The organism is Cyanobium sp. A1C-AMD, assembly GCF_024346495.1.
GTDB classification, from domain to species: Bacteria; Cyanobacteriota; Cyanobacteriia; order PCC-6307; family Cyanobiaceae; genus Cyanobium_A; species Cyanobium_A usitatum.
Genome location: NZ_JAGQDB010000032.1, coordinates 1 through 24,255 on the forward strand (window position 1 = coordinate 1; position 24,255 = coordinate 24,255).

The following is a 24,255-nucleotide window of genomic DNA, read 5'->3' on the forward strand; positions in this document are numbered from 1 at the left end:
GACTGTGACTGCCACCCTCTCCCGCTCCACCTTCACCGGATTGCGCTGCAAGGAATGCGGCCATCCCTACGAAGCGAGCGCTCGCCACGTCTGCGAAGACGTCTGCTTCGGACCGCTCGAAGTTGTCTACGACTACGAGGCGATCAAAAATCGGGTGAGCCGGGCCACGATCGAGGCGGGGCCCGCGTCTATCTGGCGCTACCGCGAATTCCTGCCGATTGAAGGCGATCCAATTGATGTAGGCACGGGCTTTACGCCACTGCTCAAAGCCGGCAACCTGGCCAAGCGCCTCGGCCTCAAGAGCCTCTACATCAAGAACGACGGCGTCAACATGCCGACGCTTTCGTTTAAGGACCGGGTCGTGAGTGTGGCCCTCACCCGCGCCCGGGAGCTGGGCTTCACCACGGTGAGTTGCGCCTCCACCGGCAACCTGGCCAACTCCACCGCAGCAATCGCCGCCCACGCCGGCCTCGACTGCTGCGTGTTCATCCCCAGCGATCTGGAATTAGGCAAGGTGCTGGGCACCTTGATCTACAACCCCACCTTGATGGCGGTGCATGGCAACTACGACCAGGTGAATCGCCTCTGCTCCGAGGTGGCAAACACCTTCGGCTGGGGCTTCGTCAACATCAACCTGCGCCCCTATTACTCCGAGGGCTCAAAAACCCTGGGCTACGAGGTGATCGAGCAACTGGGCTGGCAACTGCCAGACCACATCGTGGCGCCCTTGGCCTCCGGCTCCCTATTCACCAAGATTCGCAAGGGTTTTGATGAATTCATCAAGGTGGGGCTGGTAGAGGAGAAGCACGTGCGCTTCAGCGGCGCCCAGGCCGAGGGCTGCTCACCAATCGCCCAGGCCTTCGAGGAAGGTCGGGACTTCATAACTCCGGTAAAGCCAAACACGATCGCCAAGTCGATTGCCATCGGCAACCCGGCAGACGGTCCCTACGCCATCGACATCGCCAACAAAACCAACGGCAGCATTGCGGCAGTCAGCGACCCCGAGATCATCGAGGGCATCAAGCTGCTGGCTGAAACAGAGGGCGTTTTCACCGAAACGGCAGGCGGTACCACCATCGCCGTGCTGAAAAAGCTGGTGGAGCAGGGCAAGATCAATCCTGACGAAACCACCGTGGCTTACATCACCGGCAACGGTCTCAAGACGACTGAGGCGATCGCCTCCTCCATCGGCGAGCCCTACCTGATTGAGGCCCAGCTCGACAGCTTCAAAGCGGCCTGGGCAAAAGCGCAAGCCTCCCACCAGCACTGATTACCAGCAGCACTGATCACCGCTAGCACTGATCACCCCAACCATTCCCCACGCCCCTCCCATCCCCGCCATGGCAGTTCAGGTTCTGATCCCCACCCCCCTGCAGAAGTTCACCAACGACGAGGCCAGTGTTGATCTCGATGCCTCCAATGTGGATGGCCTGATCAATGCCCTCGAGGGCCGCTATCCGGGGATCAAGGGTCGGTTGTGCGATGAGGCCGGCAAATTGCGCCGCTTCCTCAACGTCTACGTAAACAGTGAGGACATCCGCTTCCTCGACAACCAGGCCACCAGCCTCAGCGACGGCGATGAGGTTTCGATTGTTCCCGCCGTGGCCGGCGGCTGACCGAAGCCTCCAAGCGCGAGCCAAGTCCTAATAGTGTTCAGATCCCGTGAGGAGCCAGAGCAATGACCCAGGCCCCGATCCAGTCGATCCCCACTACCGGCTCCGCCCAGTGGCAAGCAAAGGCCGAGTTGTTCGACTACCGGCAAGCTGCCAATCCGGTGCGAGCTGGGCTAACTGAACCGATCCCCCTGCGCCAATGGGACCCAGCCCTGCACCAGTCAGGGCCCACAGCGGTGCTGCCTCTCGATCTCAGCAGCGAGCTCGGCTGTAGCGCCCCGGCCACCAGCCCTGGCCTATCGGCCAACTTTTTGCGCATCGAAGCTGGTGAAGGCCTCAAGGCAGCGGCGAACGCCACCAGCTTGCTGTTTTATGTGTTGCAAGGATCGGGCAGCCTCAAGCGTGCTGGCACGCCGCAGCTTGACTGGAGCGCTGGAGATCTTTTTGTATTACCAGCTGGCGAGCCCCCCCTGCTAACTGCAGAGGCCACCAGCGTTCTTTACTGGGTGCACGACGGCCCCCTGCTAAGCCACCTCGGCGTAGAGGCCAGCACCGCCCGCTTCGATCCAACCCACTACCCCGCCGCCCTGCTGCAGCGCGAACTAGACCTGCTACTCGCCGATCCCAGCGCCGCTCGCAGCAACCGGCTGAGCCTGCTGCTGGCTAACAGCGATCTGCCCCAAAGCCGCACCGTTACCCACACCCTTTGGGCCATGCTCGGAGTGGTCCCTGCTGGCGCCATCCAGCCACCACACCGGCACCAGTCAGTGGCCCTTGATCTAATCATCGATTGCGACCCGGGCTGCTACACCCTGGTGGGCACGGAGCTCGATGCCAGCGGCGCCATCGCCAATCCCCGCCGCATTGACTGGCATTCCGGCGGGGCCTTCATCACACCGCCTGGCTACTGGCACGCCCATGTGAACAGCAGCGAGCGGATTTCCCGGTTGCTGCCGATTCAGGATGCGGCCCTACACACCTACTTGCGCAGCCTCGACATCCGCTTTTCCGGTGGCCTGCAGGGCAACAGCTGAGCCAGCCGACTGCGGATGGGCCTCCTCATGGCTTGTTACCACCGCTCTGAAAGCCTCACCTTCGATCGTTTCATCTCGGATCAGCATTTCGACCAGCTCATCCATTAAGGCGCGGCGTGGCTGCAGTAAGGCCACGGCCTGGTCGAGGGCTGAGCTAGCCAGTTCGCGCACCAGGGCATCGATGCGATTGCCGGTTTCTCGCGAATAGGGCGGCTCGGAACGCAACCAGTCTCGGCCGAGGAAAACCTCAGCCCCATCCCCCTCCAAGGCCACCGGGCCAAGATTGGAGAAGCCGTAGCGGGTCACCATCTCCCTGCAGATGCGGGTGACCATATCCAGATCACCACTGGCACCTTGGGTCACCTCAGCGGGACCAAAAACAACCAGCTCAGCTGCGCGGCCACCCAAAGCAACCACAAGCCTGGCTTGCAGGTAGGCCTTGCTGATCAACCCGGAGTCGAGGATCTCCTCGTCTGGCATCATTCGGGCAAAGCCGCCAACTCCGCCTGAGCGCGGCAGCAGGGTCACCTTGTCGAGGGGGTCGGCCTTCGGCACCAAGGTGGTGAGTAGGGCATGGCCCACCTCGTGATAGCCAATCAACCGCTTTTTGGCACTGTCCTGCAGCGGTGCCGCCGTAAGGCCCATGGTGATGCGTTCGAGGGCACCGGCTAGGGCGCTGTCGTCGATCTCGCTCTGGTGATGGCGTGCCGTGAGGATGGCTGCCTCGTTGAGCAGGTTGGCTAGATCGGCCCCAGAAAAGCCCGGGGTGCGGCTGGCCCAGGCCGAAAGCGACACCGCGCCAGCCAGGGGGCGGCTACGGGCATGGACCGCAAGGATCGCCTCACGGCCGCGGCGATCTGGCAAGTCAATGGTGATGCGGCGGTCAAAACGACCGGGCCGCATCAAGGCGCTATCGAGCACATCAGGTCGGTTTGTGGCCGCCAGCAGAATTACGCCGGAGTTATCCGCGAAACCATCCATCTCGGTGAGCAGCTGGTTAAGGGTCTGCTCCCGCTCATCGTTGCCGCCACCGATACCAGCACCTCGCTGGCGACCGACCGCATCTACTTCGTCGATGAAAATGATGCAGGGCGCTTTGGCTTTGGCCTTGCGAAATAGGTCTCGCACCCGACTGGCACCAACCCCCACGAACATCTCAACGAATTCGGAGGCGGCCATCGAGAAAAACGGCACGCCCGCCTCACCGGCAATGGCTCGGGCCAAAAGGGTTTTGCCAGTGCCTGGTGGCCCCACCAGCAGCACACCCTTGGGGATCTTGGCGCCCACGGCGGTGAAGCGTTCTGGCTCCTTCAAGAAGGTGACCACCTCCTGCAGCTCCTCCTTGGCCTCACCGATACCGGCCACATCCTCAAATCGCACCGCCACGCCGCCCTCCTCCTGCAACCGGGGCTTACTGCTGCCGAAGCCCATGGCCCGATTGGCCACCTGGGCTGAGCGACGGATCAGGAGAGCAAGTCCAGCCAAAAGCAACAGCACCAACAAGCCATTAGCCACCAGACCAGCCGTGGCGCCATCAGCCCGGTCGTCGCGCACGTTGAGGGGCACCTTCGCCTGCTCGGCAGTGCGCAAAAGCAGCTGATCGTTACTGAATACCGGCACCGTGGCCTGGCGTCCGTCGTCGAAGCGCACCCGCACCTCCCGCTGCCGCAACGACAACTCCAGATCCTTGACCTTGCCCGCCCGCAGATCCTTCAGCAACTGGCTGTAGGAGGGAGCAGGGTCGCGAGGCGATAGTCCGTTCAACCGCATGGATTGCCCAATTGGAGAAATGCTGTCGCTCACTAGGTTCTGTCTTTGCACTGAGCTTAGCGATTTGACGAAAGGCCAGGCGACAACGGAAGATCTTGGTTTGATGTAGTAGGCCGGAATGGCTGTTCCTAAGAAGAAAACTTCCCAGGGCAAGCGCAATCAGCGCCATGCCACCTGGAAGGGCAAGGCGGCAGTGGCAGCTCAGAAAGCTCTTTCCATCGGCAAGGCAGTGCTGAGCGGCAAGGCCCAAGGCTTCATTTATCCGGTAGATGAGGAAGGCGACGACGGCGAAAGCTGATCGTTCCGAATAATCAATTAGGTCTCTGAGCTAACGCAGCTGCTGCAAATTCAGCTGCCACCAATCCAGCAGCGGCGGCTGTCCAGCACTGCGTAGCCACTGGCTAGATCAAGCAGGGGATCCTGATAGAGGAATGGGGGCAGGGAACAAAGGCTGGCGCGCACCACGCTATCCAGCTCAGTCGCCGGCAACCAGGCTTCACCGCGGCGCCGCTGTTTTGCCTCCGCCTGCAGGCGCCAACGGCGCGGTGACTGCCAGCTTTGGGGACGCAGCAGCCACAATTGGGCGCAGCGCTGCCAAAGCTGCTGATAGGCCTCAAGAGCTTGGTCCCAGTGGGGAAGCCAGGCGAGTTCCTCGGCGTTCAGCCCTGCAGGAGGCTGAATAGTGGCAAGGGCTTCCCTGCCCAGGGAGCGGCAACCGAGCAGCCAGCCCTCCAACAGCAACACCTCCGCTTCCACCACTTCCTCAGAAGAGCGGTCACCCAGTCCACCCCGCAGGGTCTTGTCAAAGCGAGGCAGCCGCAGGGCTCCGCCGGCCTGCCAGACGTCGAGACAGTCCAGCGCCAAGGCCACGTCATGACAGCCCGGCGGCACCCTGGATACTCCAAAAGGGTTGCCTTCAAGCGCTCGTTGCCGCTGCTCCCAGGGCAGGTAAAAGTCGTCGATTGAGGCCACTGCCAGCCCCAGCCCCAGGCCGGCGGCCCGTTGCTGCAGCACTCGAGCCATGGTGGATTTGCCAGCTCCCACCGGCCCATTGAGGGCCAGCACCGCGCGCTGGCCCCTGCTGCCCAGCAGCTGCAACTGGGCCAGCAGGGGTTGCACAAACCTGCGATCTAGCTGGGAATCCATCAGGTGCCGAGCTTGAAGGCCTCAATAACCACTGCGTACACCATGCCAATGCGCAGGTTGTCGACCAGCACCCAGCCGAGTCCGGGCGTGGCTCGAACCAAACGGCCGCGCACGCGCACGACCAGCTCCACCAGCAGCACCATTGCGAGCACCGCCATCGGGCGCCCACCGGGGATCTGCAGCAGCACGTATGCCGTGAGATTGCTGCCGGCGTAGAAGCCCAGCAGCAGGGCCAAAACCACGCTGCTGCGCAGGCGCCAATTGCCTCTCAGATTGCCCAGCAGCTGGGCTCCTAGCCGCTCGATAGCCCGATTGAAGCGGGTGGGCTGCAGGTTCGAACGCGTCACGTGGGCGAATCCTCCAGCAAGGCTTGGACATAGGAGAGCGTGATCTGCCCGCCCTGACAAGCGGGCCCCCGCAGCACGGCCGCCCCGGCGCCCAACTGATCCACCACCGCCCGCGCCCGCGCAAAGCGCTGCGGCGGTTCCGCACTGCCGTAGTGACTAAGGGTGAGCAGGCAGGCCAGTCCGGCGCTGGCGGCGGCCGCAAGACCATTGCCGGAATCTTCCAAGGCCAGCACCGTGCTGGCGGGGTAGCCCAGCTGCTGCAGGGCCAGCCGGTAGGCCTCCGGATCGGGCTTCTTGCGGGCCACATCTTCGCCGCACACCCAGAAGGCGAAGTGCTGGCAGAGCCCCCCCAGCAGATGCTCCGCCAGGGCCGCCACCGCGGCGCGAGCGCTGGTGGTCACGATCACCTGGCTCAGGCCAGCTGCTCCAGCAGCAGCGATCAGCTCGGCCACCCCGGGGCGTAGCCGCAGCTCGCCGGCGGCCACCAGAGCTCCGTAATGGTGTTGCTTGCGGGCCTGCAGCTCAGCGACCATCTCGGGCGGCGGCGGCTCCCCCAGCAGCTCCGCGAGAGCAGCAGTGATCCGCTCCCCGCCACCGCTGATGGCCAGCAGCTCGCCATAGCGGGCGGCATCCCAATGCAGCGGCACACCAACGTCTGCAAAGGCCCGGTTGAAGGCCAAGCGATGGCCATCCCGCTCGGTCTCCGCCAGGGTGCCGTCGACATCCCAGAGCAGGGCTTGCAGGGCCATCAGCTGCTCGCACCAGGGCTTATCAGGCTAGGGCTCATCGCTTCTGGGGGATGCGGCCTAGCAGCAGGTCCCGCACAATGACTTGGTACCGGTTGTTATGTCGTTGCTGCCAGCCCTCCAAGAGCAACGCTGGCACCTGCCCGCTCCATTGGCGCCTGGCGCCCTGCAGGCAGCGCCGGCCAGCGATCCCCTGCCCGAACCACTACTGGCGCTGCTCAGCCGCCGGGGCTTCACTAGCCCGGAGGCCATCGCCGCCCTGCTGGATCCGGAGGCGGCACCGGCGGCCGGGCGTCACTTCCCCGACCTGACCAAGGCCGTCGCGCGGCTGAAGCGCGCCTGCAGCCAGGGGGAAGCGGTGGCGATCTGCGGCGACTACGACGCCGACGGGATGACCAGCACGGCCTTGCTGGTGGGGGTGCTGCAGCGCCTTGGCGCCAGGCCGATCGCGGCGATCCCCAGCCGCATGGATGACGGCTACGGCCTCAACGCCGCCATGGTGGAGAAGCTGGCGGAGCAGGGGGTCGCCCTGCTGGTGACCGTCGACAACGGGGTGTCTGCCCTTGAGGCCCTGGAGCGGGCCCAAGCCCTTGGCGTCGAGGCGATCCTCACGGACCACCACACGATTCCCGATCCGCTGCCGCCGCACCTGGCCCTGCTCCATCCCCAGCGCACCCCGGCCGGATCCCCCTATCGGGGCCTGGCGGGGGTGGGGCTGGCCTATGTGCTGGCGGCGGCGCTCTGCCAAAGCCTGCGGCACACCGACGGCCAGCAGATTGCTCTCAATCTGTTTTGTATCGGCACGATCGCCGACATGGCTCCGCTGGTGGGGGTAAACCGGCGCTGGCTGATCGATGGCCTGCCCGAGCTGGGCCGCAGCCCCCTGGTGGGGCTCCAGGCGCTGCAACAGCTAGCTGGCCTCGACGAGACGCCCCTCGATGCCCAGGCGGTGGGCTTCCAGATCGCGCCGCGGATCAACGCCGTCGGCCGGCTTGGTGATCCCCAGCTGGTGGTGGAGTTGCTCACCACCGAAGATCCAAGCCGGGCCCTGGCCCTGGCCCGCGATTGCGAGGCGCTCAACCGCCAACGCCGCGACCTCTGCACCGCCATCGAAGCCGAGGCCCTGGCCCTGCTCGAGGCCGATGGTCCCCAGCGCCCGGCCTTCCTGCTGCTGGCCCAGAACCACTGGCACCACGGCGTGATCGGCATCGTGGCCGCCCGGCTGGTGGAGCGCTTCGGCCTGCCCGCCGCCCTGCTCGCTGGCGAGGGCAACGGCCGCCTGCGGGCCTCGGTGCGGGCTCCCCGGGGCTTTGCGGTGGACGGGGCCCTGCAGCAGTGCGCGCCCCTGCTGGAGCGCTTCGGCGGCCACCCCGCCGCCGGGGGCTTCACCGTGCGCGCCGAGCAGGTGGCCGCCCTGCACGAGCAACTCAACCAACTGGCCCAAACCTGGCTGCAGCAGGCAGGCCATGGCACCCCGGTAGAACCGGAAGCCCTGCTCAGCTTCGAGCAGATCAACCGCAGCTTCTACCGCCAGCTGCAACGGCTCGAGCCCTTCGGCATCGGCCACCCCCAGCCCGTGTTCTGGAGCCAGGGCTGCCAGGTGGCGACCCAGAAGCTGTTGCGCGGCGGCCACCTGCAACTGGAGCTGCGCCAGGGCGAGGCGAGCCTGCGCGCCATGGGCTGGCGCTGGCAGGGTGAAACCAACCTGCCGGCCCTAGTAGATGTGGCCTACCGCCTGCGGCTCGACTCCTGGCAGGGAGAGGAGCGGCTACAGCTGGAGCTGGTGGGATTGCGAGCCAGCGCTGGTGGAGCCGTTAATGGTGGTGAGGTGGTGTTGCAGCACCACAACCGCACCTACTGGTGTCGCCGCGAGGGGGCTGGGCTGGTGGTGCGCAATGCGGCCGGCGACGAACTCACAAGCGCCGAGGGCGCCAGCCACGACCACCCCTACGTGCGCGCCCTAATGCACGATGCTGCCCTGGCCCTGGGCCTGGTCGCCTGAGATGTCCTTGCCCCTAAACCGCGGCCAGCTCCACTTCCTGTTGCAGCTCCTGCTTTTAGGGCTGCTGGTGGGCTTGGCTTGCTGGCCCCTGAATCTGGTGGACCACGCCCAGGAGCTGCTGCTGCAGCGCTTGCCCAACTTTGCCGGCGGGGCCTGGACGCTGCAGGGCCTGGCGATCGCCCTGGCGCCGGTGCTGGTGATGCCAGCGCTGCTTTGGCTTCAGGCCGGCCCCTGGGGCCGGGGTTCGGGCTCGGGCATACCCCAAACAATCGAGAGCCTCGAGAATCCCGAGCAGGCCGCTGCTTTGATGGCACCCTTCGCCACCGTGGCGCGGCTCTGCATCTGGTCGGCGGCCAGCCTGGCCCTGATGCCCCTCGGCCGCGAGGGCCCCGTGGTGCAGTTGGGAGCGGCAGTGGCCTACGCCCTGCGGCAACGCTTCCCCCGCTTGCTGGCCAAACTCAGCACCCAGACTCTGATGGCAATCGGCGCCGGCGCCGGCCTAGCGGGGGGCTTTAACAGCCCGCTGATGGGAGCTGTGTTTGTGGTGGAGGAACTCACCGGACGCTTCCAAACAGCCGTGCTGTGGCCGGCAGTAGTGGTCTGCTCAGCAGCAGCCCTGGTGAGCAATCTCGCTGGCACACCACTTTTCACCCTGGGCATGGTTCAGACCACCCAGCCGGAATGGCAGCAACTGCTATGGGCCCTGCCCGTCGGGGTGGGTGGCGGCCTGCTGGGCGGCCTGTTCAGCCGCATCCTCTGGCGGAGTTCGGCCCTACTGCGCCAGCGAGTACGACAACGGCCCCTGGCCTGGGGGCTGGGGCTGGGAGGGGCCCTTGGCCTGATCGCCGTGGCCAGCGGTGGCTGGAGCGGTGGCGATGGCGAAGCCCTGATGGCTCAGCTGCTTGAAGGTCGCGGCAGCTTGCCGGTGCCCGGCTCGCCCCTCAGCGTCATCGGCTGGCTGCTGGTGGTGGCAGCCCGAGTGGTGGCACCGATTTTGGCCTTGGCAGCGGGAATACCCGGCGGCCTGATTGATCCAGCCTTCGCCATTGGTGCCCTGTTTGGCAGCGGCAGCCTGGAGCTGCTTGGGGACAGCAGCGAGCTTGGCTTGGCCCTAGGTATGGCGGCAGCCCTAGCCGGGGCTACCCAGTTGCCCCTGATGACGGTGCTGTTTGCCCTGCGCATGGCAGGGGATCAGCAGTGGCTCTTCGGCATCCTGCTGAGCGCCGTGGTGGGCGCCTATGTGGGCCGCCAGATCCAGCCTGAGCCGATTTATCACGCCCTCTGGAACCTCGGCCGAAGTGGCGATCAGAGTGCGCCGCGGCGGTAGAAGAGCACGAAGATCACGGCAGGACCAGCCAGGGTGATCAGCGCCAGGGCTGCAAAATTGGCGATCAGGTGGAAGTCGATACCCATGGAGATTGCTGCCTTAGAGCAGTAGTCGCTGTGGGCACAGGTTAGGGGTCGATCCCAGCTGCCCATGCCTGCCGGCAGGCTCTGTGACGGCTTGTCACAGCGGCAGTAGAGCCTTGAGCTGTGGCTGAATGGAGTTACTCGCTGCAGGAGGATGGCCAGGGACGATCGGGCCCATTGGGGATGCATCAGCGGCTGCGGAGCCTGCTGCCGGCTGGATCCCAGTCTGCGTCAGGAAGCAATCGAGGCGCTTAGCCCAGAGCAGCAGGAGCAGTATCTGGCCATGGTTGGCCCCGATGGCTGGTGCATCAACTTCAACACCGGCGCGCGTAGTTGCCGCATCTATGCGGACCGACCTGACTTCTGCAACGTGGCCAACCTGGTGCAGCTGTTTGGCACGGTTGACGATCCAGGCGCCGGCGACCGCCTGGCTATTGGCTGCTGCCTGCAGCAGATCCGCAGTGAATACGGAGGCCGTGGCAGGGTAATGAAGCGCTTTAGGCGTGCCACACGGAAGCGTCTATGAGCAGCGAACCCGATCCAAGCGCCAACCGGGCAGGCAGTTGGGGTGCCGCCTTCCTGACCACCTTCACCACGGTCTTCCTTGCTGAGCTTGGGGACAAGACCCAGCTCGCCGCCCTCCTGCTCTCTGCCCAATCAGGCAGGCCAGTTGTCGTGTTTGTTGGTGCCTCCCTGGCCCTGATTAGCTCCAGCCTGGTGGGGGTGTTACTGGGCCGCTGGCTCGCCAAGGTGATGCCACCACAGCAGTTGGAGCGCCTGGCGGGAATCCTGATGGTGGCCCTGGGCCTGTGGCTGGGCAGGCAAGCCGTACTGGGCCTGGTTCCAAGCCCCTCCGACCTTCCCCTCTCCTAACCGCAGCGCTACGCCATGCCCTTCGCCCTGCTCGCTTCCACCTTCGCCACAGTGTTTTTGGCTGAGCTGGGAGACAAAACCCAGCTGGCCATCGTGACCATCAGTGGCACCTCAACCCGCCCTGGAGCGGTGTTTGCCGGCAGTTCCGCTGCCCTGGTGCTGGCCAGCCTGCTGGGCGCAGCCGCCGGCGGCTCCCTATCCGCCGTAATCCCCACCAATGCCCTGCAGCTGGCAGCCTCGGTTGGCTTTCTGGTGATCGGCGCACGCCTGATCCAGCGATCGAGCAGCCCGGAAGCCGAAGAATCGTCAGCTGATTAATATCAGCAAATGAAGGCCTTGGCGGCCGTGGGCATCGCTCCGAGTCCAGTCCGCCATCAACCGGCTTCAGTCCAGCCACCGCCCCTGCACCCCGGGTTCTCCGGGGCGGCCCCCTGCCAACCAGCCCTCCCATCGATGAAGTTCACGGTCGCCGACCTGCTCGACCAGCTGCCCGCCCAGGAAGCCCTGCCGCTGACAAAGCTGGAAAAAGCCCTGGGCATCAGCCAAAAAGCTGAAAAGCAGCAGCTTCAGATCGGCCTCGACGGCCTCAGCCGCCTTGGCCTGCTGGAGGTCAGTGAGGCCGGCGTCGCCCGCCGCGAAGACCCTGAACTGATCGCCGCGCGGCTGCGTTGCTCCAGCAAAGGCTTTTGCTTTGCCCTGCGCGAAGACGGCGGCGAAGACATCTACATCCGCGATCACCAGCTCAACCACGCCTGGAATGGCGACCGAGTGCTGGTGAAGGTGACCCGCGAAGGCGGCCGTCGCCGCTCACCTGAGGGCGGGGTGCAGTGCGTTCTTGAGCGCCACACCACCTCGCTGCTGGCCCAGGTCGAGCAGCAGGATGAGCGTCTGGTGGCCACCCCCCTAGACGACCGCCTGCTTACGGCGGTGGAGCTGCCAGCCGGCGACGCCGCCCATCTCGATGGCGAACAGGCATCGGTGGTGGAAGTGCTGGTGGACCGCTATCCGGTGGGGCAATTTGCCCCTCAGGGTCACGTGGCGCGCAGCCTGCCTGTCAATGGAGGGGAAGCAGCCGACCTCGACCTGCTGCTGACCAAGCACCGGCTCCACAGCCGCCCCCAGCCACCCCGGGCAACCCTCAAAACCCTGGCCGCCAAGGAGCGCATCGACCTCACCGCCAAGGCCACCCTGCTGCTGGAACCATGGAGCGGCAAGGAAGCCCCCGCTCTGCCAGCCCTGGGCATTGAGGAGCGCGACGGCGGCTGGACCCTGTGGGTGCACACCCCCGCCATCGCTGAGCGCTTCAGCGCCGGCAGCACCCTGGACAGCTGGCTTCGCAACCAGGCTGACGCTTACTGCACCGGAAACCAGTGGCTACCGCTGCTGAGTCCAGCCCTGGCCAAGGCCAGTTCCTTCAAGGTGGGCGAGGTGCAGGAGGCCCTGTCGGTGGCCTTGGAGCTGGGCACTGACGGCAGCCTTGAGCACTACCGCTTCAGCCGCAGCCAGATCAATCCCGTGGCGGCAGTCGGTTTGGAAGCACTAAATGCCCTGGCGGAGCGCAAACCCAAGAGCCGCACCGTGCCAGCGGCACTCAAGGGGCTGAAGGAGCAGCTGGGCCTGCTGGAGCAGCTCATCGTTGTCACTGGCCTGCTGCGCCAACGGCGGCAAGCGGCTGGATCCCTCGACCTCAACCTGCCCCTGCCAGCCATCGACAGCCTGGGAGATCTGGCTGTGCCCGGCCCCGACAGCGCCCTAGCTGGCTGGCTTGTGAGCCTGGAGCCCCACCATCCCCTGGCCCTGATGCGCGAAGCGGTGCTGCTGGCCGATCAGGCCCTAGGCCAGCACCTGGCAACCTTGGAACTGCCGGCGATATATGCCACCAATGCCCTGGCGGACCCCAGCGACCTCAACGACGTTGCCCGGGCTGCTCTGGCCCTCGACATCCCGCTGGAGCTGAGCGAAGAGGGCAATGCCAGTGCGGCTGAATTGGCCGCCGCCTTTGCTGGCACCGACCGCAGCCGGGCCCTGCAGCAGCAACTGCAGGCCATCCTCAAACCGATCCAGCTCAGCACCAGCCCCGGCCCCCATGCCCTAGCTGGCCTGCTGGAAGAGGGGGCGGCCCTTGCCCCCTGGTGCTGCCCAACCCTGCACTACGCCGACCTCTGGAACCAGCAACTGCTGGTGCTGCTGCTCACCGAGGGCAAGGACCGCCCCAGTGTGCGCCACAAAACCACCGTCGATCTGGCATCGGATGCCTGCCACGGCGCCATCGACTGGCCGCTGCTGGCCCCTAGCCAGCTGACTCCCTACCTGGAAGTGCAGGAGCATGGGCTGGTGCAGCGTCTCAATGGCCGGCGCCGCTTTTTATCTGAACTACAGGCCGACCTGCTGGCCATGCTGCAGGCCCGCCAAGCCGAGCCCTTAGTGGGGCAGGTGCTTCCTGGGGTAATCAGCGGTGTGCAGAGCTACGGCTTCTTCGTGGAGGTACCCCCTTCCCAGGTGGAAGGCCTGGTGCACGTCAGCTCCCTCAAGGACGACTGGTACGAGTACCGCTCCCGCCAAAACCGCCTGGTGGGGCGCAAAAACCGTCGCACATACATGCTGGGTGACCAGGTGCAGGTGGAGATCCAGAAGGTGGATGCCCTGCGCCACCAGATCGACCTGGCCGTGGTGCTGCCCGAGGGCTACGAAAGCGAGACGGCCTACTCCTATCCCCAAAACCAGGACCAAAACCAGGACCATGACGAGATCGACCCCTTCGCGCCCATCGCGGTGCTGAGCGAGGTCTGAGCCATGGTTCGGCCATCCGGAACCAGCTCCGGAACGGGGCCGGTGGTGCTGGCCGTTTCTGGCGCCTCGGCCCAGCCCCTCGCCCAGCGGGCCCTGCAATTGCTGCTGGAGGCGGGAGAAGCGGTGGAGCTGGTCACCTCGCGCGGAGCCATTGGCGTCTGGCAGGCCGAACTGGGGCTGAGGGTGCCCTCAGAACCTGATGCCCAGGAAGCCTTTTGGCGGGAACGCACCGCTGTCAGCACCGGGCAGCTGCGCTGCCACCGCTGGAACGACCAGGCCGCTGGCATTGCCAGTGGCAGCTTCAAAACCCGCGGCATGGTGATCCTGCCGGCATCCATGGGAACCGTGGGGCGCATCGCTTCTGGGGTAGCCCTGGATCTGGTGGAGCGGGCCGCCGATGTTCACCTCAAGGAGGGGCGGCCCCTTGTGATCTGCCCGAGGGAAACCCCCTGGAGCCTGGTGCACCTCCGCAACCTCACGGCCTTGGCCGAGGCTGGTGCCCGCATCGCCCCGCCGGTGCCTGCCTGGTATCACCAACCCCAATCGATCGAAGACATGGTGGATTTTCTGGTGATCCGCGTCTTTGACGTGCTCGGCTACGAGCTCGGCAACCTGCGCCGTTGGCAGGGGCCGCCGCACCAGCCAGGATCCCCTGGGGCACCAGCCGCCGGGACTACTTCCCCCTAGGCCGCCCTCCTCACCCCAGTCGATCCATTGGCCCTGCTGCAACGCCTGCTGCTGCTCCCCCTGCTGGCTCCCCTGCTGCTGGCGCTGCTGGTAGGCGCCCTAAACCCCCGACCCAATGCGGCCCTGCGCCTGCTGGTTTGGACCAGCCCGGCCCTGCCAATCGGAGCCTGGATAGCCCTGGCCGCCAGCGCGGGAGCCGGGCTGAGCGCCGCCGGAGCCGCCCTAGCCCTGCGCAGTGGGCCGCTCACCCTGCGCCGTCAAGTGCGCGGCGGCGCCAGTGCCCCCGAGGAGAACTGGAGGCAGCCGCAGCAGCAAAACCAAAGCGAGCCAGCAAGGCCAGCCCCTCGAGCCGCCGCCGGGCCGCCGAGACCCCCTGGCGAACCAGCCCCAATCGTTGCCGTGCCATTCAGGGTGATTCGCAAAGGCAGCACCCCAGCTCCAGCAGGCGAACCGGTCGTGGCCCAGGCCGCTGCCGTGGGTGATGGCTGGGACAGCCCCAGCAGTGACGACTGGTGAGCGAGCTGCCGGGCAACCCAGCGCCTGGCAACCTGCGTAAAGTCCAAGGACGATGCCGAAAGGGGCCTGCAACGGTGAGCGAATCCGCCCAGCCAGCTGCCAAAGATCAGCCCGCAAAGGCCAAACCGCCTGCAGTGGAAGACCAGCCGTTTGAGATCTTTGTGCCCCAGCTACTGATCCCGGCCCTGGCCAAGGAGATACAGGGCTACGGAGGAGCTGCTGCCGAACTGGCCTTTGTGCAAGGAGCCATGCCCGTGGTGGGTTCGGAGTGCTGGATGGTTCAAGGGGAGCTGCCGGGTCGGCGTCGCTTTTGGCTGTGCTTCACCAAACCAGATATCAGTTCAGCCAAAACGGTGGCTTTGGCAGAGGCAGGCGGCCAGCCAAGCCTGCTGGAGTCGTTTCTGATCGACGAGAAGAAGATGAGCCTGGCGCTGCTGGTATCGCGGCTGGTGCAGCGGCTCAACGGTCAGAAATGGCTCGGCCCGAACTGACGGCCACGCCCTCTACGATGCAGGAACTGCCGTAAGCCGCAAGCCTCGATGGTGCCTCCAGCCGCAACTGCCACCGAAACTGCCACAGATACCGCCAGCCCCAGTCAAGCCTCTGTGGGCTCGCCCGGTGCACCAGCCGTCAAAGATCCGGCCAAGGACACGATCCTGACGCCCCGCTTCTACACCACAGATTTCGACGCCATGGCGGCGATGGATCTGCGGCCAAATGAGGTGGAGCTTGAGGCCATATGCGAGGAGTTCCGCAAGGACTACAACCGCCACCACTTCGTGCGCAACGGCGAGTTTGAGGGGGCAGCCGAGAAGCTAGATCCTGATACCCGCAGGGTTTTCGTTGAGTTTCTTGAGCAGAGCTGCACCTCTGAATTTTCTGGCTTCCTGCTCTACAAGGAGCTCAGCCGCCGCATCAAAACCAAAAATCCGCTGCTTGCCGAGTGCTTTGCTCACATGGCGCGCGACGAGGCCCGCCATGCTGGCTTCCTCAATAAAGCAATGGGAGATTTTGGGCTGCAACTGGACTTGGGCTTCTTGACCGCCAGCAAGTCGTATACCTTCTTCAAGCCTAAATTCATCTTCTACGCTACCTACTTGAGCGAGAAGATTGGCTACTGGCGCTACATCGCCATCTATCGTCACCTAGAGCAACACCCAGAAAGCAAGATCTTCCCGATCTTTAACTTCTTCGAGAATTGGTGCCAAGACGAGAACCGCCACGGCGATTTCTTTGATGCCTTGATGAAGGCTCAGCCAGACACCGTGCGGGGCTTCACCGCCAGACACTGGTGCCGCTTCTTCCTGCTGGCAGTGTTTGCCACCATGTATGTCCGAGATGTTGCTCGCAAAGAGTTCTACGAAGCCCTGGGCCTCGATGCTCGCGAATACGACAAGGTCGTGATTGCTAAAACCAACGAGACTTCCGCCAGAGTGTTCCCCGTGGTGCTGAATGTTGACCATCCCAAGTTCTACACTCGGTTAGAGCGCCTGGTTAGCAACAACGCCAAGCTCAGCGAGGCCGACGCAAGCAGCGCTCCTGGAGCAATAAAAGTTTTGCGCAAACTGCCTTATTGGATCGCCAATGGCGCAGAAATGGCCAAGCTTTATTTCACCCCTGCTATCCGCAGCGAGCAATTCCAGCCCTCAGTTCGCTGAGCAAGTGCGCTGATTTTTTCTTGGGCCTGGCCTGCCTTTGCCCGACCTTCAGTTACATCATTCCTTCGCTGAGTTCTTTTGGTTGCCTCTAAACCGGTTGTTCTCCAGTCGGCTGCAGCCCAGTCGGCAGCGGTAGTGGCAGATGCATTTGATCAAAGCTGGATGCTGCGGCTGGAGGCCTTACTGGCGAGCGGCAGGGCAGCAGGTGCCGATTTAGTTGAGATTTTCCTGGAGCGCACCGACCACCTCGGCGTCTTGGCTGAGCAGGACACCATCACCAGCGTCAGCCCCGCCTTCGGCATGGGCGCTGGTATCCGGGTGTTCCTGGGCGACCGCGATGGCTTTGTTAGCACCAACGACCTGAGTGATCGCGGCCTGATGCAGGCCCTTGAGCAAGCCCTCGGCATGCTCGGGCTGAGCCACAGCAGCAGCAACTCCAGCCCTTTCGAAGGTCTGCAGGTGATGCGCGATTTCGCCGCCGCCAAGCTGGACTGGCTTGATAGCTGCCCCTCCCTAGCTGAAGCCACCTTGAAGCTGCTGGAGGGCACCTGCCGCCTCGAGCACCACGGCAGCCACCTACAGGCCAGGCGCGGCAGCTACTCCCGCGACTGGCAGTCGGTGCTGGTTGCTGCCAGTGATGGCACCTTTGCCCGCGACATCCGCCTGCACCAGTCCCTCGGTTTAAACGTGCTTGCCGCCGACGGCGACCACCGCGCCGGCCTCGGCCGCCGCTACGGCACCTCCGATCGCCCCGATGACCTGCGCCAATGGGACGCGGACGCCGCCGCCCAGGACGTGTGCTCGAGTGTGGGCACCATGCTCTACGCCGATTACGTCGAAGCCGGTCAGATGCCTGCGGTGCTGGCCAACCGCTTCGGCGGCGTGATTTTTCATGAGGCCTGTGGCCACCTGCTGGAAACCACCCAGGTGGAGCGGGGCACCACCCCCTTTGCTGAGATGGTTGGCCAATCCATTGCCCACGAGGCCGTCACGGCCATCGATGAAGGCCTCAGCACCGGCGCCTTCGGCTCCATTTCCATGGACGACGAAGGCATGGAGCCCCAGCGCACCGTGCTGATCGAAAACGGCGTTCTCAAGCGCTTCCTCAGCGATCGAGCCGGCGAGCTGCGCACCGGCCACAGCCGCACGGGCAGCGGCCGGCGCCAGGGCCATACCTTTGCCGCTGCCAGCCGCATGCGCAACACCTTCATCGCCGCCGGCCCCCACACACCGGAGCAGCTGATCGGCTCCGTCGACAAGGGGCTCTATTGCAAATCGATGGGCGGCGGCAGCGTCGGCCCCACCGGCCAGTTCAACTTCGCCGTGGAGGAGGGCTACTTGATTGAAAACGGCCAGCTCACCAAACCGGTAAAGGGGGCCACCCTGATTGGCGAAGCCAAGGAGGTGATGCCGCGCATTTCAATGTGCGCCAACGACCTGGAACTAGCAGCGGGCTTCTGTGGCTCCGTGAGCGGCAGCATCTTCGTGACCGTCGGCCAGCCCCACATCAAGGTGGATTCGATCACCGTGGGAGGACGCTGACCATGACCCAGCCCACCATCCAGACCCTGAACGCCGAGGCCCTCAGCGGCCGGCTGCGGCAACTCGCCCAGGGCGCTGGCATCCAGCAATGGGATCTTGGCGCCTCCTGCAGCACCGACACCTCCGTGCAGGTGGACCGCGGCGAAGCCAAACAGATGAAAGGGGCCCAACGCAGCGCCATCACCTTGCGGGTGTGGAACGGCGACGGCCTAGTTGGCATTACCAGCACCTCAGACCTCAGCGATTCCGGCCTGGCCCGGGCCTTGAGCGGCGCCCGCGACGCCAGCGCCTTTGGCAATGCGGAGGAAACCCCGGCGTTCTCGACCCTGGCCACCGCACCCCTGGCCCCACTAGATCAACCGCTGCATCAACCCCAGCCGATCCTCAGCCTGCTGGACACCCTCAAACAGGCCGAACGGCAACTGCTTGATCGCCATATAGCCATCGGCACAGTTCCCTACAACGGCCTGGCCCAGCGCAGCAGCGAGCGCCTCTATCTCAACAGCGAGGGGGCCTGCCGCCACCAGACCCTGACCACCGCCAGCCTCTACCTCTACGCCAGGGCAGAGGAAGCCGGTCGCAAACCGCGCAGTTCCGGTGCCGTGCGCCTGGCCTACGGCACCGCCGAGCTCGACATCGCCGGCTGCATCGAAGAGGCCGCCGAGCGCACGATCGCCCACCTTGACTACGCACCGATCGAAACCGGCTACTACACCTGTGTTTTCAGCCCGGAAGCCTTCCTCGACTTGATCGGGGCCTTCAGCAGCCTGTTCAATGCCCGGGCCGTGCTCGATGGGGTGAGCCTCAGCCACCGCGACTCCCTCGGCGACAGCGTGGCTGTGCCCTTTCTGAGCATCCGCGATAACGGCCTGCACCCCGGCAATGTGGGCGCCTCTGCCTTTGATGGCGAGGGCACCCCCACCGCGCCCCTGGATCTAGTGGCTGGCGGCGTGCTGAAAAACTTCCTGCACTCGGAAGCCACGGCCCGAGCATTTGGGGTGGCGCCCACCGGCCATGCCGGCATGGGAGCAAAGGTGTCGGTGGGGGCCGATTGGTTCGAGATTGGCGTTACCCCTGGCAGCGACGGCGGCCAGCAGGGGCTAGACCGCTTAAACCATTCTGGCCCCGTTGTGGTGATCGACTCCCTATCAGCTCTGCATGCTGGAGTTAAAGCCAGCCAGGGTTCCTTCTCCTTGCCCTTTGACGGCTGGTTGGTTGAGGGTGGGGTCAGCCGCTCGATCGAAGCCGCCACCGTCGCCGGCGACATCCGCACCGTGATGAAGGCGATCGTCGGCTTTGAAGGCCTGGCCAAGATCACCCCAGATGGCCTCTGCCCTTACGTCTGGGTGGAAGGGCTCTCGATCACCGGCGAGGCCTGATCATCTGTCCTTGAAGATCCTGTTTTGGGGCACCCCCGCCTACGCCGTGCCCAGCCTTGATGCGCTGGTGGCGGCAGGGCACGAGCTGGTGGGGGTGGTTACCCAGCCAGATCGGCGGCGGGGGCGGGGCAAGGATTTACTGCCAAGTCCTGTCAAGGCCCGCGCCCTGGAGCTAGGCCTGCCGATATTCACGCCGGAGCGGATCCGCCGCGAGCCCGAGCTCCAGGCCAGGCTTGGCGCCCTCGGCGCCGATGTGTCCGTGGTGGTGGCATTTGGCCAGATCCTGCCGCCTGAGGTGCTTGCCCAGCCCCCCCTGGGCTGCTGGAACGCCCACGGCTCCCTACTGCCCAGCTGGCGTGGCGCCGGACCGATCCAGTGGTGCCTGCTGCAGGGCGACAGCAGCACTGGCGTAGGAGTTATGGCCATGGAGGAAGGCCTCGATACCGGGCCAGTGCTGCTGGAGCGCTCTATTTCCATTGGCCTGCTGGAGAACGCCCAGCAGCTGGGGCAGCGGCTCGCCCAGCTCAGCGCCGAGCTGCTGGTAGAGGCCCTGCCGCGCATCGAAACCGCCGGAACGGGACCAGAAACCGAACGGCTAGCCCGGCTCGGGGTTCGTGTCCAGGGAGAAGTGGGCCTCAGCTACGCCCGGATGCTCACCAAAGACGACTTGTTAGTCGACTGGAACCAGTCGGCTCTGGAAATTCATCGTCGGGTGATGGGCCTGTACCCCGGCGCTGTCACCCAGTGGCAGGGCAAGCGGCTGAAACTTCTAGCCACCGAACCTCTGGTCGCCAGGCTCGCTTCTCAACTGAGCCCAGAAGCCCGCTGCTTACAAGCGGAGCCAGGAGTGTTGTCGGCAGCAGCGGCACCCGGAACCGTGCTGGCGCTTGCTGCCGATGCGGGCCTGGTGGTTGGCACTGCTGGCTGCCCATTGCTGGTACGAGCAGCCCAACTGGAGGGCAAGTCACCTGCCCAAGGCCAGAGCTTGCTGCAACAACTGGGCTGCAGCGCAGGGGATCAGCTTGGGGGCGCCTAGAGCCAACTTAAGTTCTGTGTTGTTAGGGCTCCCTCACTTTTCGACGCCAGCAACCGCAGCTAGAGAGGAAGAAGACCTTGCTCGGGAACCATGGGAAACGAACTGTCCTACGTCGGCGAAACCGGCAATGGTTGCCTGATCTACAGGGAAACGACAGGCCACTACGTGGTCAGCCATGAGCAACAGCCCCACAGGCGCCGCCGGGTTGCAACCCTGGCCAGCGCCTATGCCACCTGTCAAGGTTTTGAAATGGGGCGGCAAAATCGCGGGCTCCTAGCTGCCCAGGCAGCTGGTTGATCCTCAAGGCTCGCCCGCAGCCAGGGGAGCGGCAACTGCCTTGCGGTGGATGGCGTGCAGCCCCTCAAGTTGATTGTGCACAGACAACAGCTGGTCGCGGATGTGCTGGCTGTTGTCGATGCGCCCCAGGGCCAGCAGCATCGACTCAATCTGAACCTTGCAGTCGATCAGGACGCGGCATTCAGGGGATCCGGGCTCGTATGGCATAGGGGGAGACTTCAACGGCTCCATCCGAGCGGAGACAACCCTTAGCCGGTGTGTCGATTGCTGCCGTTAGGGCTAGATCAGCGCCCAGAGCTGTAGCGACCCCGGCGGCCACCGTCGCCGCTGCCGCTGCGGGAGGGTCCGGCTGGGGGTCCACCGCGGCGAGCACCACCGCCCCTGCCCTTACCCCGACCCCCGCTGAGATCCAGGGGTGGAGCAGAGAGCACCTTGGGCTCAAAACCCGGCACCTCCTGCCGTGGCAGACGGGTGCCGATCATGCGCTCAATGGCCCGCAGCAGCTCACTTTCCTCTGCTGCCACCAGGGAAATTGCATGGCCGTTGTGGCCGGCCCGGCCGGTGCGGCCGATCCGGTGTACGTAGTCCTCGGCCTGGTTCGGCAGGTCCAGGTTGACCACGTGGGGCAGCTGGTGAATGTCAATGCCCCGAGCCGCCAGGTCTGTTGCCACCAGCACCCGCAAAGAACCAGCCTTGAAGTCGGCCAGGGCTCGAGTGCGAGCTCCCTGACTCTTGTTGCCATGGATAGCTGAAGCCGACATCCCCTCGCGGGTGAGTCGCTCGGCCATGCGGTTGGCGCCGTGCTTGGTGCGTGAAAACACCAGCACCTGCTGCCAGTTGTTGCTGCTGATCAAGTGGCTGAGCAGATCACCCTTGCGATCCATGTCGCAGGGATGGAGCAGGTGCTCCACCGTGGGAGCGGTGCGGTTTTCGGGAGTGGCCTGGAGCTGCACGGGGTTGTGCAGCAGGCCAGTGGCAAGGCGGCGAATATCCCCAGAGAAGGTGGCTGAGAACAGCAGGTTTTGACGCTTGGGCGGCAGCAGGGCCAGGATTTTCTGGATATCGCGGATGAAGCCCATATCCAGCATCCGGTCGGCCTCATCGAGCACCAGGATCTCGACCCGGTCGAGCCGCAGGGCTTTCTGCTGGTAGAGGTCCATCAGCCGGCCCGGGGTAGCTACCAGCACGTCAGTGCCGCGCTGCAACCTGGAAATCTGGGGATTCACCTTGACCCCGCCGAACACCACGTCGCTACGCAGATCGAGGTAGCGGCCGTAGGCCCGCACGCTTTCGCCCACCTGGGCAGCCAGCTCGCGGGTGGGGGTGAGCACCAGGGAGCGCACAATGCCGGCGCGGGCGTGGGGGCCGTGTCGCAGCCGCTCCAGCATCGGCAGGGTGAAACCGGCGGTCTTGCCCGTGCCGGTCTGGGCCGCCGCCATCACGTCGTGACCCGCCAGCACCGCCGGGATGCACTGGCCCTGGATCGGTGAGGGCTTGGTGTAACCCTTTTCGGTTACCGCCTTCAAGATCGGCTCACCCAGCCCAAACGATGCAAAGTCGAGCAGCTCGGGAGCATCGCTGCTGAGCGCAGCAGCGTCCACCGCCGCCGGACTGGAATCGGCAACCTCTGTGCCGGATCGTGGAGAGGGCTGACGGATTGCAGGTGTTGCGTGATCCCCCACCCTAGGGACCGGCGAAGTGGCTGCAGCGCTCGCATGGGCCATCGGGAAGCACGGCACAGCGCAGCAGCGGGCTGCGGGCGTTGAAACGGCAATCGGGGTTCCCGATCACCCACTGGTTTTGCCACCAGCGGGCATCGGTGGGCTGGCGCTGGGGCTTCACCTGCAGAGCGACACTGGCAAGTTCGTAGCACCCATTGCGCAATTGATAGCGGTGGCGCCGCTGCAGCACCAGAAAACTGCGGCCGCCAGCCTCAAGCCAACGGCCCGGATGGGGCACCTCAGCCAGCTCTGGCACCTCAAGCCAATCGAGCAGGCGATCGCTGCCGATCTGGCGCAGCTCCACCCTCATGGCTCCAGCGGTTTCGGCGCCAGAGGCAGGCGCACCGAAAAGCCCCAAGTAAACAAGGCAGCCACCAGCAGTAGCAGCAGCCACTCCGGCGGCACCACCTGGGGCAGGCCCAGGCGCAGCAGCAGCTTCATACCCACCAGACCGACCGCCAGGTAGCCGGCCGTTTCCAGATGCTTGTAGACCTCAAGCCAACGAATAAACAGCTCTGCGGTGAGTCGCAGGGCGATAACGCCGATCACCCCACCGGCCATCACCAGCCACAGCCGATCACTCACCGCCACCGCTGCGGCAACGCTGTCAAGCGAAAAAGCCAGATCGGTAAGGGCCAGGGTGGCCACAATTGAGCCAAGCCCGGCGTGGTGCAGCGAGCCGGGCTTGGCGCCATCAGAGGCAGCGCCATCGGCTGCACCGGCCTCCCCGGCCGCCTTTTCTGGCTCAGACCACACCAGCAGCAGGTGGCGCCCGCAAAGCCACAGCAAATAGGCCGCCGCCGCCAGTTGCAGCGGCCAGAAATTGAGCACCCAGCGGGCAGCCACGATCAAACCAAGCCGAAACACCAGGGCCAAGGCCAGGCCGAGGTTGAGGGCCTGGCGCTGACGGGCCGGATCCTCCAGGCCCCGGGCGATCGCCGCCAAGGCAATCGCGTTGTCGGCGGAGAGCACCGCCTCTAAGGCCACCAACAGGGGCAGCAACAACAGCACCTCACGCCACTGGTCTGCCTGGTTCAGCAGGGGGGTGAGGGATTGGATCGACTCCGCTTCCACGGGCTGCAGCGGGTCAAGATGGGATCCACTCTAGAAAGCTGGGTTGGAGCATCCGTTAGGCGAACTGCAGTTCAACGTCCAGCTGCTCCATGCCGAACCAGGCAGCCGAGTAGTAGTGGTGCAAATAAGCCGAGCTGGCCAGGTAATCGACGCGGCCCTGGGCGAAGCAGCAACCGCCGAGGCTGCAGAAGACCGCGCCCGCCAACGCCTGGGTGAACACCTTCCAGTGGCCGCGACCCCTACTGCAAGCGCACCCACTGCGAGCACACCCACGCCCGTCCGGATAAGTAGTACGCCCCCCCAGGTTCAGCCCAAACCCCAAGCCGAGCGCCCAGTGGCGCCCAGCCCCCCGCCGGCCCAGGCGATCGAAGAACCGCCGGCCGACCCGGAGGATTGGAGCAGCGAGTTGGCCAGACTGGATTTACAGCTGCAGCGGCTCGGCTGGAATCGCGAACAGGAGGCCGTCTATCTCGAGCGAGTATTCGGCCACCCCAACCGCAACCGACTCACCAGCTATGGGGACCTGCTGGCCTACCTACAGGCCCTAGAAGGCTTTGCCGATGGCAGCGAACCCGCCAGCGCACCACCCCCCTTACGGCGCAAGGAGCTGCTCA

Annotated in this window: 28 protein-coding genes and 1 pseudogene; 19 read left to right on the forward strand and 10 right to left on the reverse strand. The window is 65.0% G+C overall.

Annotation, left to right across the window (positions count from 1 at the left end; translation table 11 throughout):
* The first annotated feature begins 4 nt into the window (after positions 1–4).
* The 3 genes from thrC (at position 5) to KBY74_RS07095 (ending at position 2,647) form a co-directional block, all read left to right on the forward strand.
* Positions 5–1,270: a threonine synthase gene (gene thrC / locus KBY74_RS07085; RefSeq protein WP_254942105.1), complete on the forward strand. Its 1,266-nt coding sequence runs from the start codon at positions 5–7 to the stop codon at positions 1,268–1,270.
* Positions 1,271–1,340: 70 nt separating this feature from the next.
* Positions 1,341–1,616: a MoaD/ThiS family protein gene (locus KBY74_RS07090; protein ID WP_396111488.1), complete on the forward strand. Its 276-nt coding sequence runs from the start codon at positions 1,341–1,343 to the stop codon at positions 1,614–1,616.
* Between the two features lie 62 nt (positions 1,617–1,678).
* Complete coding sequence (locus KBY74_RS07095; protein WP_254942086.1) at positions 1,679–2,647, forward strand: cupin; 969 nt, start codon at positions 1,679–1,681, stop codon at positions 2,645–2,647.
* Here the strand turns inward: KBY74_RS07095 and ftsH are convergent.
* Positions 2,585–4,417, reverse strand: a complete 1,833-nt coding sequence (ftsH, locus tag KBY74_RS07100; protein WP_254942087.1) for an ATP-dependent zinc metalloprotease FtsH — start codon at positions 4,415–4,417, stop codon at positions 2,585–2,587. The genes KBY74_RS07095 and ftsH overlap by 63 nt on opposite strands.
* Before the next feature lie 118 nt (positions 4,418–4,535).
* Between ftsH and KBY74_RS07105 the strand changes: the two genes are divergently transcribed.
* Positions 4,536–4,715: a 50S ribosomal protein L32 gene (locus tag KBY74_RS07105; protein WP_106501574.1), complete on the forward strand. Its 180-nt coding sequence runs from the start codon at positions 4,536–4,538 to the stop codon at positions 4,713–4,715.
* A 50-nt stretch (positions 4,716–4,765) separates the two neighbouring features.
* Here KBY74_RS07105 and KBY74_RS07110 read toward each other — a convergent pair whose 3' ends face one another.
* From KBY74_RS07110 to KBY74_RS07120, 3 genes are read right to left on the reverse strand one after another with little or no spacing between them, the layout of a single operon-like run.
* A complete protein-coding gene (locus tag KBY74_RS07110; protein WP_254942088.1) occupies positions 4,766–5,563 on the reverse strand; it encodes a hypothetical protein in 798 nt (265 codons plus the stop codon).
* On the reverse strand, positions 5,563–5,910 hold the full coding sequence (locus tag KBY74_RS07115) for a DUF565 domain-containing protein (protein WP_254942089.1): 348 nt from the start codon (positions 5,908–5,910) through the stop codon (positions 5,563–5,565). The genes KBY74_RS07110 and KBY74_RS07115 overlap by 1 nt, the downstream gene beginning before the upstream one ends.
* Positions 5,907–6,659 (reverse strand): HAD-IA family hydrolase, encoded by a 753-nt coding sequence (locus KBY74_RS07120; RefSeq protein WP_254942090.1) that lies wholly within the window; start codon positions 6,657–6,659, stop codon positions 5,907–5,909. The genes KBY74_RS07115 and KBY74_RS07120 overlap by 4 nt, the downstream gene beginning before the upstream one ends.
* Before the next feature lie 97 nt (positions 6,660–6,756).
* Between KBY74_RS07120 and recJ the strand changes: the two genes are divergently transcribed.
* Both recJ and KBY74_RS07130 read left to right on the forward strand, forming a co-directional pair.
* A complete protein-coding gene (gene recJ, locus KBY74_RS07125) occupies positions 6,757–8,658 on the forward strand; it encodes a single-stranded-DNA-specific exonuclease RecJ (protein ID WP_254942091.1) in 1,902 nt (633 codons plus the stop codon).
* A 1-nt stretch (position 8,659) separates the two neighbouring features.
* Positions 8,660–9,985 carry a chloride channel protein gene (locus KBY74_RS07130; RefSeq protein WP_254942092.1) on the forward strand — a complete coding sequence of 442 codons (1,326 nt, stop codon included), beginning with the start codon at positions 8,660–8,662 and terminating at the stop codon, positions 9,983–9,985.
* On the opposite strand, the gene psb30 is transcribed toward KBY74_RS07130, so the two are convergent.
* Positions 9,964–10,137, reverse strand: a complete 174-nt coding sequence (psb30, locus tag KBY74_RS07135) for a photosystem II reaction center protein Ycf12/Psb30 (protein WP_254942093.1) — start codon at positions 10,135–10,137, stop codon at positions 9,964–9,966. The genes KBY74_RS07130 and psb30 overlap by 22 nt on opposite strands.
* A gap of 85 nt (positions 10,138–10,222) precedes the next feature.
* On the opposite strand from psb30, the gene KBY74_RS07140 reads away from it, so the two are divergent.
* The 12 genes from KBY74_RS07140 to KBY74_RS07195 all read left to right on the forward strand — a co-directional run bounded on the left by KBY74_RS07140 (position 10,223) and on the right by KBY74_RS07195 (position 20,846).
* Positions 10,223–10,594: a YkgJ family cysteine cluster protein gene (locus KBY74_RS07140; protein ID WP_254942094.1), complete on the forward strand. Its 372-nt coding sequence runs from the start codon at positions 10,223–10,225 to the stop codon at positions 10,592–10,594.
* Positions 10,591–10,941 (forward strand): TMEM165/GDT1 family protein, encoded by a 351-nt coding sequence (locus KBY74_RS07145; RefSeq protein ID WP_106501568.1) that lies wholly within the window; start codon positions 10,591–10,593, stop codon positions 10,939–10,941. Before KBY74_RS07140 ends, KBY74_RS07145 begins: the two co-directional genes overlap by 4 nt.
* Positions 10,942–10,956: 15 nt before the next feature.
* Entirely contained in the window at positions 10,957–11,259 is a 303-nt protein-coding gene (locus KBY74_RS07150; protein ID WP_106501567.1) for a TMEM165/GDT1 family protein, read from the forward strand.
* 135 nt (positions 11,260–11,394) lie between these two features.
* Positions 11,395–13,731 (forward strand): RNB domain-containing ribonuclease, encoded by a 2,337-nt coding sequence (locus KBY74_RS07155; protein ID WP_254942095.1) that lies wholly within the window; start codon positions 11,395–11,397, stop codon positions 13,729–13,731.
* A gap of 3 nt (positions 13,732–13,734) precedes the next feature.
* Complete coding sequence (locus tag KBY74_RS07160) at positions 13,735–14,418, forward strand: flavin prenyltransferase UbiX (protein WP_254942096.1); 684 nt, start codon at positions 13,735–13,737, stop codon at positions 14,416–14,418.
* Positions 14,419–14,445: 27 nt separating this feature from the next.
* Positions 14,446–14,934 (forward strand): hypothetical protein, encoded by a 489-nt coding sequence (locus KBY74_RS07165; RefSeq protein WP_254942097.1) that lies wholly within the window; start codon positions 14,446–14,448, stop codon positions 14,932–14,934.
* Positions 14,935–15,008: 74 nt separating this feature from the next.
* A complete protein-coding gene (locus KBY74_RS07170) occupies positions 15,009–15,425 on the forward strand; it encodes a DUF2996 domain-containing protein (protein WP_254942098.1) in 417 nt (138 codons plus the stop codon).
* 48 nt (positions 15,426–15,473) lie between these two features.
* The gene (gene acsF, locus KBY74_RS07175; RefSeq protein ID WP_254942099.1) at positions 15,474–16,592 is read left to right on the forward strand and encodes a magnesium-protoporphyrin IX monomethyl ester (oxidative) cyclase; all 1,119 of its coding nucleotides are present in this window, start codon (positions 15,474–15,476) and stop codon (positions 16,590–16,592) included.
* A gap of 162 nt (positions 16,593–16,754) precedes the next feature.
* Positions 16,755–18,134 (forward strand): TldD/PmbA family protein, encoded by a 1,380-nt coding sequence (locus tag KBY74_RS07180; protein WP_254942107.1) that lies wholly within the window; start codon positions 16,755–16,757, stop codon positions 18,132–18,134.
* A gap of 2 nt (positions 18,135–18,136) precedes the next feature.
* The gene (locus tag KBY74_RS07185) at positions 18,137–19,513 is read left to right on the forward strand and encodes a TldD/PmbA family protein (RefSeq protein ID WP_254942100.1); all 1,377 of its coding nucleotides are present in this window, start codon (positions 18,137–18,139) and stop codon (positions 19,511–19,513) included.
* A 10-nt stretch (positions 19,514–19,523) separates the two neighbouring features.
* Positions 19,524–20,549 carry a methionyl-tRNA formyltransferase gene (gene fmt / locus KBY74_RS07190; RefSeq protein WP_254942101.1) on the forward strand — a complete coding sequence of 342 codons (1,026 nt, stop codon included), beginning with the start codon at positions 19,524–19,526 and terminating at the stop codon, positions 20,547–20,549.
* Between the two features lie 90 nt (positions 20,550–20,639).
* Positions 20,640–20,846: a hypothetical protein gene (locus tag KBY74_RS07195; RefSeq protein WP_254942102.1), complete on the forward strand. Its 207-nt coding sequence runs from the start codon at positions 20,640–20,642 to the stop codon at positions 20,844–20,846.
* A 3-nt stretch (positions 20,847–20,849) separates the two neighbouring features.
* On the opposite strand, the gene KBY74_RS07200 is transcribed toward KBY74_RS07195, so the two are convergent.
* The 5 genes from KBY74_RS07200 to KBY74_RS07220 all read right to left on the reverse strand — a co-directional run bounded on the left by KBY74_RS07200 (position 20,850) and on the right by KBY74_RS07220 (position 23,846).
* Positions 20,850–21,053, reverse strand: coding sequence for a hypothetical protein (locus KBY74_RS07200; protein ID WP_106501558.1), 204 nt, complete (start codon positions 21,051–21,053; stop codon positions 20,850–20,852).
* Positions 21,054–21,130: 77 nt separating this feature from the next.
* Positions 21,131–22,387, reverse strand: coding sequence for a DEAD/DEAH box helicase (locus KBY74_RS07205; protein WP_254942108.1), 1,257 nt, complete (start codon positions 22,385–22,387; stop codon positions 21,131–21,133).
* 142 nt (positions 22,388–22,529) lie between these two features.
* Positions 22,530–22,877: a DUF6464 family protein gene (locus KBY74_RS07210; protein WP_106501557.1), complete on the reverse strand. Its 348-nt coding sequence runs from the start codon at positions 22,875–22,877 to the stop codon at positions 22,530–22,532.
* On the reverse strand, positions 22,874–23,641 hold the full coding sequence (locus KBY74_RS07215) for a TerC family protein (RefSeq protein WP_254942103.1): 768 nt from the start codon (positions 23,639–23,641) through the stop codon (positions 22,874–22,876). The genes KBY74_RS07210 and KBY74_RS07215 overlap by 4 nt, the downstream gene beginning before the upstream one ends.
* 55 nt (positions 23,642–23,696) lie before the next feature.
* Positions 23,697–23,846, reverse strand: coding sequence for a hypothetical protein (locus tag KBY74_RS07220; protein WP_254942104.1), 150 nt, complete (start codon positions 23,844–23,846; stop codon positions 23,697–23,699).
* A 129-nt stretch (positions 23,847–23,975) separates the two neighbouring features.
* Here KBY74_RS07220 and KBY74_RS07225 point away from each other — a divergent pair.
* Positions 23,976–24,255: pseudogene (locus KBY74_RS07225) on the forward strand (hypothetical protein); the annotation flags it as partial.